Genomic DNA, 13,362 nt, shown 5'->3' with positions numbered 1-13,362 from the left:
CCGGCGGGTTTAGACAGGCATGGAAAGCAGATGCGGCTCGTCCTCCGGACAGCGCGCCAGCTAGAGTACGCACCTCCCTTGGGTCCGGCCGCGCCAGCACCTATGGTGAGTGCCCACAGGGCAGACCGGCGCGGCACGCGGGTTCTCGGAGAAAGGAAGCCCGATGAAGCAGAAGACCACGGATCGGCACGGGCCGCTGTACCCCCGTGGGGACCGGCCGGGACTCGCCCGCGGTGTCGGCCCCCTGGCCGCACCCTTTCCCGACGTGCGGAAGATCGCCGTGCTGCGCGGCGGCGGCCTGGGGGATCTGATGTTCTCCCTGCCCGCCATCGAAGCGCTCGCCGCCGCGTATCCGTCCGCGTCCGTCACGCTGCTGGGCACGGCTCTGCATGCCGCCCTGCTGACGGGACGCCCGGGGCCGGTGCACCGGGTGGAGGTCCTGCCCGCAGCTCCCGGGATCGCCGCCGGACCCGAGGACCCGCGGGCTGTGGAAGCGTTCCTGGCCCGGATGCGATTGGAGCGGTTCGACCTGGCCGTCCAGGTGCACGGCGGCGGCCGGAATTCCAATCCCTTTCTCATCGGCCTGGGGGCCCGGCACACCGTGGGCACCCGGACCCCCGATGCCGCTGCCCTGGACCGGTGCATCCCCTACATCTATTACCAGCATGAGGTCTTCCGTGCCCTGGAGGTGGCCGGTCTGGCCGGCGCTGCTCCCGTCAGCCTGGAGGCGCAGCTTCCGGTCCTAGCCGAAGAGGCCGCAGCGGCACGGGCACTGGTAATGCCGGACCGGAGCCTGGTGACCCTGCACCCCGGGGCCACGGACCCGCGGCGGCGGTGGCCGGCGTCGTGCTTCGCGGAAGTGGCGGTGCGTGCCGCCGCCCGGGACTGTCAGGTAGTGGTGGTGGGTGACGACGCCGACCGGGGCCTTGCGCAGCAGGTTGTGGACTTTGCGCTCGCCGACGCCGGGCCGGAGGCACGCGTGCGGTCACTGGCCGGCGAGCTGGGCATCGGTACGCTCGCGGCCCTGCTGCAGGCCAGCGCGGTGATGGTGGGCAACGACAGCGGCCCCCGGCACCTGGCGCAGGCGGTCGGGGCCGCCACCGTGGGGATCTACTGGTTCGGCAATGTCGTCAACGCCGGGGCGATCGGCCGCACCCGGCACCGGGTGCACATGTCCTGGGTGTCTGTGTGCCCCGTCTGCAAGGCTGATGTGACGCAGGTGGGCTGGACGGCGGAGCGGTGCGAACACGATGACTCGTTTGTGGCCGAGGTCCGGCCGTCCGACGTGTGGGCTGACGTCGACGAGCTGCTGGGGTAGGGATCCGAAAGGCTGAGCGTTCGCCGTCCTCGGTTCCGGCCGGAGACAAAGCGGGGCAAACGGTTGAGTGCCGGGCGGTGCGGGGTGAGACTGTTGCCGTCGGGTGTATCCGCCCGCACGCCCGGGCCGGCAGGCCGGCGGGCTTTGAAAAGACAGGACGGACACCATGGAGCTTGTGCCGAATAATTCGCTTAAGTGCGCCACCCCGGAGGAAGGACGGCAGTTGGCCGTCAATCTAGCGCTGCAGACCGCCTTCGCGATCCAGCCGGACGACCAGGTGGAGCACATCATCCGCGATGCCTATGCCAACAACCCGGACAGCATCATCGCGGCCTCCCACGTGGTGGCCACTGAGTTCGCGACGGTTGCGGCCGCGAACAACTACTGGCGGTAACCCCTCCGGCCCGCCCCGGGCCGGCCGGGGCGGCCCGGAAACGCTAGGCGTACAGACGGCTGAGGAAACGGGCGATGACGGCGGGACGTTCCTGGCCCTCGACCTCGATGGTCAGGTCCGCGACCACGTGCAGGCCGTTGCCTTTGACCTCCTGGACATCGGCGATTTCGGCGGTCATCCGGATCCGGGAGCCGACCTTCACCGGCGAGGTGAAGCGGACCTTGTCCAGGCCGTAGTTGACCTTCGTCTTGACTCCCGTGACATCGAGCAGCTCGCCCCACATGGGGATCAGCAGCGACAGGGTCAGGAACCCGTGGGCAATCGGAGCGCCGAAGGGGCCGTCCTTGGCCCGCTCCGGGTCCACATGGATCCACTGGTGGTCATCGGTGGCGTCGGCAAACAGGTCCACCTGACCCTGCGTAATCTCGCGGTATGCCGAGTGTCCGAGATTTTTGCCGATGAGGCCCTGAACCACTTCGAACGCGACGACGGTCTGGGCTGAGGCGGGTGCTTCGGTCATGGAAAACTCCTGGGTTGCTGGGCGGAATACGTTAAATGAAGGCGCTCTTGCCGGTGATTGCGCGGCCTACGACCAGCGCATTGATTTCGTGGGTTCCCTCGTAGGAATAGACGGCCTCGGCGTCGGCGTGGAAGCGTGCGACGTCGGTGGCCAGGGTGATGCCGTTGCCGCCGACCACTTCACGGGCCAGGGCAACGGTTTCCCGCATGTGCAGGCTGATCCACATCTTCGCCAGGGCGGAATCCTCGTCCCGGAAAATCCCTTCCTGCTGGCGCTCCGCCAGCCCGGCCACCAGATTCAGGGACGCGGTGACGTTGCCCAGCATCCGGGCGAGTTTTTCCTGGACCAACTGGAAGCTGCCCAGCGACCGGCCGAACTGTTCGCGGCTGCGGACGTACCGCAGCGCAGCTTCGTACGCTCCGGCCTGGATGCCGGTGGCGATCCAGGCTACGTCGGACCGCATGGCCCGCAGCATCGCCGCGACATCCTTAAAGGAGTTCACGTTGCCGAGCCGCCGGGATTCCGGAACGCGGACGCCGTCGAGGTAAATGTCGGCGTTCTGCATCATCCGCAGCGACGTTTTGCCGCGGATCTTTTCGAGCCGCACTCCGGGGGCCTCGCGGTCCACGAGGAACCCCTTGACCTGTCCGTCGGCACCGTCGCGGGCGAAGACCGCGAGGTAGTCGGCGGTGAACGCCCCGCCGATCCACCGCTTGGCCCCGTCCAGGATCCACTCGTCGCCGTCGCGGCGTGCCGATGTCGCGAGCCCGCCGGCAATGTCCGAACCATGCTCGGGCTCGGTCAGGCAGAACACGCCGGTCATTTCGAAGGTGGTGATCAACGGATCCCACTGCGCAAACTGCTCCGGTGTTCCTCCCACCCGGCAGGCGGTGCGGAACAACCCGGCCTGCGCGGTGTAGTAGGTGGCCAGCGACGCGTCGGTGCGGGCCAGTTCGAAGATCCGGAAGCCGTGGTAGAGCGCCCGCGGTTCGGCGCCGCCGGCAGTCAGCTCCTGCGGAACCATCAGGTTCAGTTCCCGCAGCGGACCGTCCAGCTGGTACGGGAACTCCCCGGCCTCCCAGTAGTCCGCCAACAGCGGCCGGGCGGTGTCTTCCAGGACCCGGCGCAGACGCCGAAGCGGTGCCTTCTCCGCCTCGGTCAGCCGCCCCTCGACGTTGAGCGGATCGCAGTCGGGGTACAGGCGGGGCTCGGTCAGCAGGCCGGTCATGCGCGTTCCCCTGCACCGGCGGCACCGGCAGCGGCACCGGCAGCGGTATCCAGCCCGAGCAGGCGCACAGCGTTGTCCTTCAGGATTTTCGGGCGCACTTCATCCTTGAAGCTCTGCTGCTCAAAGGCTCCCAGCCACTTCTGCGGGGAGATCAGCGGATAGTCGGTGCCGAACAGGACCTTGTCGGCCAGCATCGAGTTCGAAGCCCGCACCAGGGACTCCGGAAAATACTTCGGCGACCAGCCGGACAGGTCGATCCAGACGTTGGCCTTGTGTGTGGCAATCGAGTTGGCCTCGTCCTGCCACGGTACGGACGGGTGGGCCATGATGATCTGCAGTTCCGGGAAGTCCGCGGCAACGGCGTCGAGCAGCATCGGGTTCGAGTACGCAAGCTTGATGCCGTAGCCCCCGGGAAGCCCGGCCCCCATGCCGTTCTGCCCGGTGTGGAACAGGGCCGGAACGCCCAGGGCGGCGATGGCCTCGTAGATCGGATAAAACTGCTGGTCCGAAGGGTCGAAACCCTGGAGGGAAGGATGGAACTTGAAGCCCTTGACCCCGTAGTCCTCCACCAGCATCCGCGCCCGGTCGACCGCCCGGCGGCCCTGAAGCGGATCCACGGAGCCGAAGGGGATCAGCACGTCATTGTTGCGTGCCGCGCCCTCGGCGATCTCTTCGATGGAGTTTGGTTCGTGGCCCAGCGCGGTGGTGGCGTCCACGGTGAAGACGACGGCCGCCATCCGCCACTCGCGGTAGCGTTCGGCGATGGTGTCCAGGCTGGGGCTGCGGTCCTCGGATTTGAAGTACTTGGCGGAAGCCTCGGTGAGGGCCGCCGGCAGCGAGGCGTGGCCGTGGTCCGAGCACTCTATGTGCACGTGCATGTCGATGGCGTCCAGGGACGCCAGGTCCAGGCCGTATTCGTATCGCATTTTGAATCCCCTTACGATGCCTGCGGTTCGAGTTCCTCAGGCAGCGGCGGCATCTTCTCCCCGACCGGCTGCAGGTTGCCCTCCAGGAGTGCGGGGAACTGCTCGTGCAGCGCCTCAAACGTCCAGCCGCCCTCGCGGTATTCGGTGACTACGGGTACGGGGTGGGAGAAGATCTGCAGCCGGTCCCCGCCGGCACCGATAACCTGCCCGGTGATCCCCGCGGCGTCGTCGGAGGCCAGATAGGCGACCAGCCCGGCGACGTCGGCGGAGGTGCCGAACCCCAGCTCCTTGCGGAAGAAGTCCGGCATCGGCTCGCCGCGGCGGTCCGCCTCGACGGCGGCGCGGAAGTAGGGGACAGTCTCGGTCATGGCGGTGGCGGCCACCGGAATGACGGCATTGGCGGTGACCCCGGCCTTCCGCATTTCCAGCGCCCAGGTGCGGACCATGCCGACAATGCCGGCCTTGGCGGCGGCATAGTTGGTCTGGCCGAAATTGCCGTACTGGCCGGTGGGGGAGCCGATGGTGATGATCCGTCCCGCCACGTTGTTTTCCTTGAAGTACCGGTAGGCCTCGCGGGCGCAGGTGAACGTGCCGCGCAGATGCACCTGGATCACCAGGTCAAAATCCTCATCGGTCATCTTCAGCAGCGACTTGTCCCGCAGGACACCCGCATTGGTGACCAGAATGTCCAGGCGTCCGAAGGCGGCCACGGCACCCTCGACCAGGGCTACGGCGGCTTCAGTGGTGCCTACCGGGGCGACGACGGCGACGGCCCTGCCCCCGGCGGAAGTAATCATTTCGACGGCCCGGTCCGCTGTTTCCTGAACCACGTCATTGATGACGACGGCGGCACCCCGGCGGGCGAGTTCGGAGGCGTAGGCCAGCCCGAGGCCCTGGCCGGAGCCGGTGACGACGGCGACCTTTCCGGCGAGTGCACCAGTGGATTCAGCGGTCATTCGAAGCTCCTTTGCTCAGGCCGGCCGCACATGACTGCAGCCACGTGAGGCATTGGAACCATTCCACGGTATACCGTTGAAATTGTCAACAGTTATGATCCTCATTTATTAGGAGCTGCATCCGTCTTCTAGGATGGGGTCCTACCGTGCCCCTGCCGAAGGATCAAACACTCCATGAGCACTTCCCCTGACGGCGTTGCCGAGGCAGCGCGCTTCGCCGCTACCGATCTCGGTGCCGAACCCGTGTTCCTGATGGCGCGCGCCGCGTCCATCGGATCGGCGGAGGCCAACCGCCGGCTGGCCGACTTCGGGCTGAAGGTGCGCCACTACTCCGTGCTGTCCCTGGCCTGCGGCGGAACCGCGCCCACGCAGCGGGAGCTGAGCCAGTTCCTGGTGCTGGATCCCAGCCAGATCGTGGCCATCGTGGACGAGCTGGAGCACCGCGGCGCCGTCGAGCGTCAGACCGATCCAAGGGACCGCCGGTCGAAGGTCATTGTGCCCACCAAGGACGGACATGCCCTGTATGGCAAGGCCAAGGAGGCGGTGGACGGCGCCACCGAAATCTCCATGGCGAAGCTCAGTGCCGCCGAGCAGCGCGAACTCCGCCGTCTGCTGCAGGTGGTGGCGTTCTAGGCACAGGCTGGCTTCATCCGGCCCGCCCTGCCGCAGCAATCCGCGTCATATACGCAAGGGGGCATATATCTCTCGGCGGCTCGTCCGGCCTCCATGGCTGCGCGCTTTCTGCTTGCCCGCTGCGTTTTTCAAGTATTTTCAAAGAATCCGGTTTGAAGATGGAACTGCAAGAAAACCACTCATTCGGAGGTGAAACACCAATATGGCTATGGGGAGCGGAGCTCGGAAAGCCATCGTCTGGGGCGGCGGCGCCCTCGCCGGGGTTGGCCTGCTGGTTGCCAGCTTCTTCGCGGGTACCGCAGTAGGGGACAACACGGAATTTGAACAGGCCGGCACCACGGCCCAAGAACAGGACGCCGGGGACAACGAGAGCCGGGATTTGTTCGACGAGGACACCCAGGGCGAGCAGGACACCCAGGACGAGGAGAGCCGGGACGCCGACGGCGACGGCGACGTCCGTGACGGTGACCGTGACCGTGACCGCGACGGTGACCGTGACCGCGACGGCGACGGACCGGGTCCCGACCGGGAGGACGCCGAGGAGCAGGGTCCGGGCGGCCAAGGTCCCCAGGAGAAGGACCAGGACGCCGAGGAAGGCGAAGGCCGGCACCACGACGGCCACCACGACGGTGAGCACGACGACGACGGCGGACCGGATGAGGACCGGGAGAACGACAGCGAAGACGGGTCGGCCCCCGCGTAGTTTCCGCAGTCAAAGGGCCGGGTGCAGCGGCACCCGGCCCTTTTTTGCACTACTCCCGGCGCGGTTCGGGCACCAGGTCCAGGAGGTGTGTCTCCACATAATCAAGAGCCAGGCGGACGGCGCCGGTGGGCACGAGCATTGTGCCCAGGTTCGAGACGGCAACGCGGGGCGGCTTCGCCACATACCGGTCGAGTTCCTGCGTCATGGCGGGCAGAAGGGCCGTGGCCGACGCCGCTACCGCACCGCCGATCACGATAAGCCGGGGATCAAAGAACGAGGACACAAGGGCCAGTACCCTGGCCATCCGCCGGGCGATCCGGCCCAGGATTTCCTCGGCCACCGGATCCCCGGCCTCGGCAGCCTCAAACACCAGCCGTGCCGAGGCGCGGTTGGTGTCCGGTCCCACGAGTTCGCGGATCCTGCCGCTGTGCCCTTCCTTCAATGCGGCGCTACCCCAGAGGCGCGCGAGCTTGGCGATGCCGTCCTCGTTGCCGACACCGGCAACCAGCTCCAGGACGCCCATCGCCCCGGTGCCGCCGGACGCGCCGTGCAGCAGACGGCCGGACTCGATGATGCCGCTGCCCAGGCGTTCGCCGGCCAGGATCACCGCCAGATTGTCCTCGCCGGCACCAACGCCCCGCCAGCGTTCGGCCAGGGCTGCCAGTTTGGCATCATTTTCCACCAGTAGCGGCCAGCCTCGGGCCTCACTGAAGGTGGAACTCAACCCGAGATCAAACATTGGCGCCACATCCTGCCCCGGGGCCATAACACCCGCCCCGGTCACCTGGGCGGCAATGCCCATCCCGGCGCACAGCACAGCCGACGAGGAAATCCCGGCGTTCTCCAGTGCGGCGTCGACGGCCTCGGTGACTACCCGGCGTCGTTGTTCCGGTTCCCCGCCGTGACGCGGGAACCGTGCCTCTGATTCGCCGACGACGGCGCCCGCCAGGTCCGCGGCCAGCACGCGGACGGTGGCGATGCCGACGTCGAGCCCCAGGACGTAGCCGGCACTTTCGTTGAACTCGAACCGGCGGGCGGGCCGGCCTTTCTGCCGGTCGAGGCGCGGGGAGTCGGTTTCGCGGGCCCAGCCGCGGGCAATCAGATCGTCACAGACCGCAATCACCGTGGCCCGGGTCAGGCCGGTGGCATTAATCAGGTCGGTGCCCGTGACGGACGGGGCGGCACGGAGCACCTCCAGCACGGCGCGCAGGTTAGTGCGGCGCAGCAGCTGCGGGGTGTTTGCGGAGGCGTCCATGGAAGTGGCCTTTTGACGTGTGGCGGTAATAACAGCATAATTATAGGAGAGAATAAATTTAGTTCCTAAATTTACTTGTTTGCATCAAGGAGGCACTCATGACGGTACGCGTCGGAATCAACGGTTTTGGTCGGATTGGCCGCAACTACCTGCGGGCAGCCCTGCAGCACGGTGAAGGCTTTGAGGTTGTTGCAGTCAACGACCTCGGCGATCCCGCCCAGCTGGCCCACCTGCTCAAGTACGATTCGGTAGCCGGACGCCTGGCCGAGAAGGTCACCGTCGAAGAGGGCAACCTGGTTGTCGGCGGTTCCACCATCAAGGTCTTCGCTGAGCGCGATCCGGCCAACCTGCCCTGGGCCGAGCTCGATGTGGACATCGTCATCGAATCCACCGGCTTCTTCACCAACGCCGACGATGCGCGCAAGCACATCACCGCCGGCGCCAAGAAGGTCCTGGTCTCCGCTCCGGCCAAGGGTGACGCGTTCACCGTGGTTATGGGCGTGAACGACGGCGACTACGATGCCGAGAACCACGACGTCATCTCGAACGCCTCCTGCACCACCAACTGCCTGGGCCCGCTGGCCAAGGTCCTCAACGACGCCTTCGGCATCGAAAAGGGCCTCATGACCACCGTGCACGCCTACACGGCGGACCAGAACCTGCAGGACGGCCCGCACAAGGACCTGCGCCGTGCCCGTGCCGCTGCCCTGAACATGGTTCCGACCTCCACCGGTGCCGCCAAGGCCATCGGCCTGGTCCTGCCGGAACTGAAGGGCAAACTGGACGGCTTCGCCATCCGCGTTCCCGTTCCCACCGGCTCGGTCACCGACCTGACTGTCACGCTGGAAAAGGAAGCCACGGTCGAAGAGATCAACGCCGCCTACGCCAAGGCTGCACAGGATCCGCGCTGGGCCGGCATCCTCACGTATACCGAGGATCCGATTGTTTCCTCCGACATCGTGGGCGATCCGTCCTCCTGCATCTTCGACTCCGGCCTGACCCGCGTTATGGGCAACCAGGTCAAGATCGTCGGCTGGTACGACAACGAGTGGGGCTACTCCAACCGCCTGGTCGATCTGACCGGACTGGTTGCTTCTAAGCTCTAATCTCAAGAAGTACGCCCGACGGCGCCGCGCCGGACTCCCTGCGAGTCCGGGCGGCGCCGTCGTCGTTTAATGTGCATGTTGTCCAGAGGGGCAGCCGTCGAAAAGAAATCCGGGGGAACCGTGAACCATTGCCGGTGAGCGGGCATTACAAGGTGTGAAGACAGACAAAGAGATTGTGGAGTTCTCGCACAGCGGCCCTGCCATATTCGGGGAACTCTATGACCGGCATGCGCCGGACATCTACCGGTACGCGGCCCGCCGTGCCGGCGACTTTGCCGCCGTAGACGTGATGGCGGAAACCTTCCTGATCGCCTTCGAGCGCAGGGCTGGCTTCGAGGGGCCGTCCGAGGCCGTGCGGCCTTGGCTCTTCGGCATCGCCACCAATCTGCTGCGTCGGCATCACCGTGCCGAAGCCCGCATGCTGCGGGCCTTGGCCCGGAACGGCGGCCGCGGACATGCCGCCGACGGGCTGGAAGACGTGGACGCGAAAATCGATGCCGACGGCGACCGGTCCCGGATTGGGGCTGCACTGCATGCGCTGGCCCCGATCGACCGGGAAGCCATACTGCTCTACGCCTGGGCGGACCTGACCTACGACGGAATCGCCACCGCCACCGGCGTGCCTATCGGCACCGTCCGTTCCCGCATCAACCGCGCCCGGCGCAAGCTCCGGGCCGACCTCGGCTTCGCCCTTTTCGACGAAATGGACAGTGATCATGGACGAACTGCACCTGCTCCGCGCAACGCGTAACACCACCGGAACCGTACCCCCGGCCGTCCTGGCCGCCGGGCGGGAGAAGCTGATGCAAAGGGCGGCGGATGAATCCGCACATCAAACCCCGGCACCGGTGCTGCATCCCGTGCGGCCCTGGCGCCGCACTCTGTTTGCTTCCGCCGCGGCTGTGGCACTCGTCGCGACGCTGGTGGTGGTAGATGTCATGGGTTCGGGCGAACGCCCGGGGGTGACGGCGGAGGCAGCCGATGTCCTCAACGACGCAGCGGCATCGACCATTGCCACCTCCGACCCGGTGCTGGAGCCGGGGCAGTACCTGTTGGTCGACACCACCGGTGTCGCTATGACGTTCGCGTCAGGGCAGCTCGGAGACACTACTCCCCGTTGGCTATCCAGTATCGATACACAGATGTATGTGCCTGCGGACCGGACGGCGGAGTGGGTCTGGTCCCTGGAGCCCAGCGTGCCGGTGCAATTCTTCGGCGAAGGGTCCCGGGAGGCGTCCGAAAGGATGAAGGCAGACCTGCAGGCAGACGGAATACAGATGGACGAAAGCGAGGTCCTGCGTGCACCCGGCGGCCAATGGGAGGGCTTCGCATGGGAGGTCCTAGGACAAATGCCGCTCAATGAATTCATCGAAAGTGCCCCCCGCGACCCGGATGAATTGTTGAAGATGATCTATGAAAAAACAGAGGGTCAAGGATGGAACACGGATGCCAATGCCTTCATGGCTGTCCAAGGTATCGTCCGGGCGGGCGTCATTGTTCCGGCGGACCTGCGTGCTGCGCTCTACCAAGCCATTGCATTGATCCCGGGGGTAACCGTGGTGGACAGCGAAGCCGCGTTGGACGGGCGGAGGGGAGTCTCCCTGGGAATGAAGACCACTGATTACCGGGCCAGGATGGAAATTATCATTGATCCGGAAACCGGTCAGGTCATCGGCGAGCGAATGGTGCAGCTCAAGGACTACTTAGGCGTCCCGGCCGGCACCGTGACGGCATGGACTGCCATCACCACGTCCGTGGTGGATTCGGCGCCGTAGACTCGGCGACACTCTTGCAGAATCTCTCGATAATCGATAAGTATTGATTGTCCGTCAATAGATGCAGTGCTTCCGCAGGGAGAGCCTCATGGGAAAAGCAATGATTCTGGTGCTGCGAATAGTCCTGGCCCTGGTGCTCCTCGGCAGCCTGTTTGTCCAGGCCGTGATGGTGCCGCTGTTCGGTATCGACCTGGCCGAGGCCGGTGCCGAAGCGGTCCGGGTGCCGGTGCTCCTCATCGTGGTGCTGGGCATTCTGGCGTTCCAGATCTGTCTGGTCTGTGTCTGGCGGCTGCTGACCATGGTGCGGCGGGGGACTGTCTTTTCCTCCGCCGCCTTCCGCTACGTGGATGTCATCATTGGTGCCATCACGGCCGCAGCCCTGCTGCTGTTCGCCCTGGGAGCCGTGCTGGCTCCCGGCGAGGAAGCGGCGCCGGGCATTGTCCTGCTGATCGGGGGAGCGGGCATAACAGTCGCTGCGGGTGCCCTGTTGATGCTGGTGATGCGGGCCCTGCTGGCCTCTGCTGTCGCAACGGCCGCCGAAGCCGCCCGGCTCCGCACCGAACTGGGCGGTGTTATCTGATGCCGATCATCGTGGATATCGACGTGATGCTCGCCCGGCGGAAAATGCCCGTGGGAACGCTGGCCGAACTGATCGGCATTACCCCCGCGAACCTGGCCGTGCTGAAAAACGGGCGCGCCAAAGCGGTCCGCTTCACCACCCTCGCCGCCCTCTGCGAGGCACTTGACTGCCAGCCCGGGGACCTGCTCCGGTGGGAGCCGGGGGACATGGACGACGACGGCGCACCGGACGGAACCGGCAACGGTGCCCGAAACTCCGCCGCGGCGGATACCCGCGCCCGGGAGTAGCGGTCACCGCCGGATCCGCTTCCTCGGAGCGCGTGCAGGCTCACCAGCCCAAATGGAGCAGTATTTCTCCGGCAACCTGCTCGATGCCCTTGGTGTCGGTGTCCACCGCCAGGACATTCGTCGGCGCCTGGTCCGCGAGGATTTTTGCCATGGCGTTGCTCCGGGCGGCGTGCCGCTCCAGTTCCGCTCCGCGTTCCCGCAGCGAGAGCCGCTCCAACGCGGATCGATCCGTGGCCGTGAGCAGGATGCCGCGGACCACCGGGTTGGTGCCCATGGCCGCCGCCAGGGAATCCATTTCCAGGACGCTTACGGTGTTGGTATAGATCAGCCGGTCATAGCCCAGCTCCCGGTAGTTAGCCCACATAGCCTGCAGGTTCCGTGCCGCCAGCCCGTGTTCCCACGGTTCCGGGTACGCCAGGTCCAGGTTGTCTCCCTCAATGACACAGTGGCGGACCCCGCGCCCGGCCAGCAGGGAATGCAGGGCCATGGCGACGCTGGTCTTGCCCACCCCGGCACGGCCGCCAATAAATACGGCCTGATCTACGGTCGTCACGCAGCCCCCGGGACCTAGGAAGAAAATGCAGTCTGCAGTGATCATAGGGAAGGGGAACCGGTGACGAAAGGACCACCGCCGCTGTTTCGAGGCAGGGTATTGGCTAACAGCGATTAGGGCCGGGTCCCATGTACCTGCGCGCGTGCTGAGCGAAGCCGATCCCGGCTGCGGCTTCGTGTCGGATGCGATCCCCGAGCTGACCATGGGAGTCCTGCCCGGGCACCGCGGCAGCGGTGCCGGCACCGCACTGATGAGGGCCGTCGTCGGACAGGCACAAGGGTTCGGACACCATGCTGTTGCGCCTGTCGTAAGCAATCCCCGGTCACGGCCAGGATTCCTCCTCCTCATGGCAGATGACCATTTCGCGCACTTCGCTGCCCTGCGGCTGCCCCAGCACAAAGAGGATCGCCGCGGCCACGTTCTCCGGATCGTTCAACCGCGAGTCGTCCTGCGGGCGGTACTGCTCCGTGCGGTCGTCGAAGAACCGGGTCTTCATGCCGGCCGGAATCATGGTGGTCACGCCCACCTGTCCGCGGGTCTCGGCCGCCAGTGCCCGGCTGAACCCGATCACCCCGAACTTGGAGGCGCAGTACGCCGTCGCATCGGCCACCGCCTTGATGCCCAGCGAGGACGCCACCGTGACCACCCGGCCGTGGGAAACAGTCAGGTACGGCAGCGCCGCCCGGATTACGGATACCGTGCCGAGCAGGTTCACGCTGATCACTTTCTCCCATTCGGCGGCCGCCACGTCCTCCAGCCGCCCGCACCGGTCAATTCCCGCGGCGGTGACCACGGCATCCAGCCCGCCGAGCATCAACGCCGCTTCGCGGACCGCTACTTCCACCGAGGCGCGGTCCGCGACGTCAACCTGCAGGGCCTTGGCTTCGGTAACCGAGCTGACATCGCGGTCCAGCACCACCACGCTGCCCCCGGCGGCGGTGACGGCAGCTGTGACGGCGGCGCCAAGCCCGGATCCACCGCCGGTCACCAGGACGCGGCCGCGGAAGGCGGTCTGCAGGCGGGGCCCCCGAAGGGCGGGGTCCGGGGTTGGGTCGGGGACGGTCGCAGGTAGGGGGGTCACAGGGTTCAAGCTCATGGGATTTCCTTTCGGTAGATCGGGTCTGAGTC

16 protein-coding genes and 1 pseudogene are annotated in these 13,362 nt (G+C 66.4%); 10 read left to right on the top strand and 7 right to left on the bottom strand.

Annotated elements, in window-relative coordinates:
- Positions 1-163: 163 nt before the first annotated feature.
- Both NNX37_RS05265 and NNX37_RS05260 read left to right on the top strand, forming a co-directional pair.
- Positions 164-1,318 (top strand): glycosyltransferase family 9 protein, encoded by a 1,155-nt coding sequence (locus tag NNX37_RS05265; RefSeq protein ID WP_255791256.1) that lies wholly within the window; start codon positions 164-166, stop codon positions 1,316-1,318.
- Positions 1,319-1,484: 166 nt separating this feature from the next.
- Positions 1,485-1,712 (top strand): hexameric tyrosine-coordinated heme protein, encoded by a 228-nt coding sequence (locus NNX37_RS05260; RefSeq protein WP_230025419.1) that lies wholly within the window; start codon positions 1,485-1,487, stop codon positions 1,710-1,712.
- 43 nt (positions 1,713-1,755) lie between these two features.
- On the opposite strand, the gene NNX37_RS05255 is transcribed toward NNX37_RS05260, so the two are convergent.
- From NNX37_RS05255 to NNX37_RS05240, 4 genes are read right to left on the bottom strand one after another with little or no spacing between them, the layout of a single operon-like run.
- Positions 1,756-2,232, bottom strand: coding sequence for a MaoC family dehydratase (locus tag NNX37_RS05255; protein WP_255791253.1), 477 nt, complete (start codon positions 2,230-2,232; stop codon positions 1,756-1,758).
- Positions 2,233-2,263: 31 nt separating this feature from the next.
- Complete coding sequence (locus tag NNX37_RS05250) at positions 2,264-3,460, bottom strand: acyl-CoA dehydrogenase family protein (RefSeq protein ID WP_255791251.1); 1,197 nt, start codon at positions 3,458-3,460, stop codon at positions 2,264-2,266.
- Positions 3,457-4,386 carry an amidohydrolase family protein gene (locus NNX37_RS05245; protein WP_255791250.1) on the bottom strand — a complete coding sequence of 310 codons (930 nt, stop codon included), beginning with the start codon at positions 4,384-4,386 and terminating at the stop codon, positions 3,457-3,459. Before NNX37_RS05245 ends, NNX37_RS05250 begins: the two co-directional genes overlap by 4 nt.
- A gap of 11 nt (positions 4,387-4,397) precedes the next feature.
- Positions 4,398-5,342: an SDR family NAD(P)-dependent oxidoreductase gene (locus NNX37_RS05240; RefSeq protein ID WP_255791249.1), complete on the bottom strand. Its 945-nt coding sequence runs from the start codon at positions 5,340-5,342 to the stop codon at positions 4,398-4,400.
- Positions 5,343-5,516: 174 nt separating this feature from the next.
- Between NNX37_RS05240 and NNX37_RS05235 the strand changes: the two genes are divergently transcribed.
- Together NNX37_RS05235 and NNX37_RS05230 are read left to right on the top strand one after the other, a co-directional pair.
- Positions 5,517-5,975, top strand: coding sequence for a MarR family winged helix-turn-helix transcriptional regulator (locus NNX37_RS05235; protein WP_255791248.1), 459 nt, complete (start codon positions 5,517-5,519; stop codon positions 5,973-5,975).
- A 202-nt stretch (positions 5,976-6,177) separates the two neighbouring features.
- Positions 6,178-6,678, top strand: a complete 501-nt coding sequence (locus tag NNX37_RS05230; protein ID WP_255791247.1) for a hypothetical protein — start codon at positions 6,178-6,180, stop codon at positions 6,676-6,678.
- Between the two features lie 49 nt (positions 6,679-6,727).
- On the opposite strand, the gene NNX37_RS05225 is transcribed toward NNX37_RS05230, so the two are convergent.
- On the bottom strand, positions 6,728-7,933 hold the full coding sequence (locus NNX37_RS05225; RefSeq protein ID WP_255791246.1) for an ROK family protein: 1,206 nt from the start codon (positions 7,931-7,933) through the stop codon (positions 6,728-6,730).
- A gap of 98 nt (positions 7,934-8,031) precedes the next feature.
- Here NNX37_RS05225 and gap point away from each other — a divergent pair, with 98 nt between their 5' ends.
- The 5 genes from gap to NNX37_RS05200 all read left to right on the top strand — a co-directional run bounded on the left by gap (position 8,032) and on the right by NNX37_RS05200 (position 11,681).
- Entirely contained in the window at positions 8,032-9,039 is a 1,008-nt protein-coding gene (gene gap / locus NNX37_RS05220) for a type I glyceraldehyde-3-phosphate dehydrogenase (protein WP_255791244.1), read from the top strand.
- 154 nt (positions 9,040-9,193) lie between these two features.
- Complete coding sequence (locus tag NNX37_RS05215) at positions 9,194-9,790, top strand: RNA polymerase sigma factor (RefSeq protein WP_255791243.1); 597 nt, start codon at positions 9,194-9,196, stop codon at positions 9,788-9,790.
- Positions 9,756-10,814 (top strand): CU044_5270 family protein, encoded by a 1,059-nt coding sequence (locus NNX37_RS05210; protein WP_255791242.1) that lies wholly within the window; start codon positions 9,756-9,758, stop codon positions 10,812-10,814. Before NNX37_RS05215 ends, NNX37_RS05210 begins: the two co-directional genes overlap by 35 nt.
- Positions 10,815-10,902: 88 nt before the next feature.
- The gene (locus NNX37_RS05205; protein ID WP_255791241.1) at positions 10,903-11,394 is read left to right on the top strand and encodes a DUF2975 domain-containing protein; all 492 of its coding nucleotides are present in this window, start codon (positions 10,903-10,905) and stop codon (positions 11,392-11,394) included.
- A complete protein-coding gene (locus NNX37_RS05200) occupies positions 11,394-11,681 on the top strand; it encodes a helix-turn-helix domain-containing protein (RefSeq protein WP_255791240.1) in 288 nt (95 codons plus the stop codon). The genes NNX37_RS05205 and NNX37_RS05200 overlap by 1 nt, the downstream gene beginning before the upstream one ends.
- A 40-nt stretch (positions 11,682-11,721) precedes the next feature.
- On the opposite strand, the gene NNX37_RS05195 is transcribed toward NNX37_RS05200, so the two are convergent.
- Positions 11,722-12,234 (bottom strand): adenylyl-sulfate kinase, encoded by a 513-nt coding sequence (locus tag NNX37_RS05195; RefSeq protein WP_255791239.1) that lies wholly within the window; start codon positions 12,232-12,234, stop codon positions 11,722-11,724.
- A gap of 202 nt (positions 12,235-12,436) precedes the next feature.
- Here NNX37_RS05195 and NNX37_RS16615 point away from each other — a divergent pair.
- Positions 12,437-12,547 (top strand): annotated as a pseudogene (locus NNX37_RS16615) (GNAT family N-acetyltransferase); the annotation flags it as partial.
- A 9-nt stretch (positions 12,548-12,556) separates the two neighbouring features.
- Here NNX37_RS16615 and NNX37_RS05190 read toward each other — a convergent pair.
- On the bottom strand, positions 12,557-13,330 hold the full coding sequence (locus tag NNX37_RS05190; RefSeq protein WP_255791238.1) for an SDR family oxidoreductase: 774 nt from the start codon (positions 13,328-13,330) through the stop codon (positions 12,557-12,559).
- Positions 13,331-13,362: the final 32 nt, after the last annotated feature.

Origin of the sequence: Arthrobacter zhaoxinii (assembly GCF_024385505.1) — a bacterium.
In the GTDB taxonomy this organism is placed as follows: Bacteria; Actinomycetota; Actinomycetes; order Actinomycetales; family Micrococcaceae; genus Arthrobacter_B; species Arthrobacter_B zhaoxinii.
Note: the sequence above shows the minus strand (reverse complement) of the source record. Positions and strands in the feature narration are given on the sequence as shown.

Bases quoted from the DNA above. Each gene is read 5' to 3' on its own strand.
- NNX37_RS05200 (WP_255791240.1), top strand. From the start codon at position 11,394: ATGCCGATCATCGTGGATATCGACGTGATGCTCGCCCGGCGGAAAATG.
- NNX37_RS05265 (WP_255791256.1), top strand. From the start codon at position 164: ATGAAGCAGAAGACCACGGATCGGCACGGGCCGCTGTACCCCCGTGGG.
- NNX37_RS05235 (WP_255791248.1), top strand. From the start codon at position 5,517: ATGAGCACTTCCCCTGACGGCGTTGCCGAGGCAGCGCGCTTCGCCGCT.
- NNX37_RS05260 (WP_230025419.1), top strand. From the start codon at position 1,485: ATGGAGCTTGTGCCGAATAATTCGCTTAAGTGCGCCACCCCGGAGGAA.
- NNX37_RS05245 (WP_255791250.1), bottom strand. From the start codon at position 4,386: ATGCGATACGAATACGGCCTGGACCTGGCGTCCCTGGACGCCATCGAC.
- NNX37_RS05210 (WP_255791242.1), top strand. From the start codon at position 9,756: ATGGACGAACTGCACCTGCTCCGCGCAACGCGTAACACCACCGGAACC.
- NNX37_RS05250 (WP_255791251.1), bottom strand. From the start codon at position 3,460: ATGACCGGCCTGCTGACCGAGCCCCGCCTGTACCCCGACTGCGATCCG.
- NNX37_RS05230 (WP_255791247.1), top strand. From the start codon at position 6,178: ATGGCTATGGGGAGCGGAGCTCGGAAAGCCATCGTCTGGGGCGGCGGC.
- gap (WP_255791244.1), top strand. From the start codon at position 8,032: ATGACGGTACGCGTCGGAATCAACGGTTTTGGTCGGATTGGCCGCAAC.
- NNX37_RS05225 (WP_255791246.1), bottom strand. From the start codon at position 7,933: ATGGACGCCTCCGCAAACACCCCGCAGCTGCTGCGCCGCACTAACCTG.
- NNX37_RS05240 (WP_255791249.1), bottom strand. From the start codon at position 5,342: ATGACCGCTGAATCCACTGGTGCACTCGCCGGAAAGGTCGCCGTCGTC.
- NNX37_RS05205 (WP_255791241.1), top strand. From the start codon at position 10,903: ATGGGAAAAGCAATGATTCTGGTGCTGCGAATAGTCCTGGCCCTGGTG.
- NNX37_RS05255 (WP_255791253.1), bottom strand. From the start codon at position 2,232: ATGACCGAAGCACCCGCCTCAGCCCAGACCGTCGTCGCGTTCGAAGTG.
- NNX37_RS05190 (WP_255791238.1), bottom strand. From the start codon at position 13,330: ATGAGCTTGAACCCTGTGACCCCCCTACCTGCGACCGTCCCCGACCCA.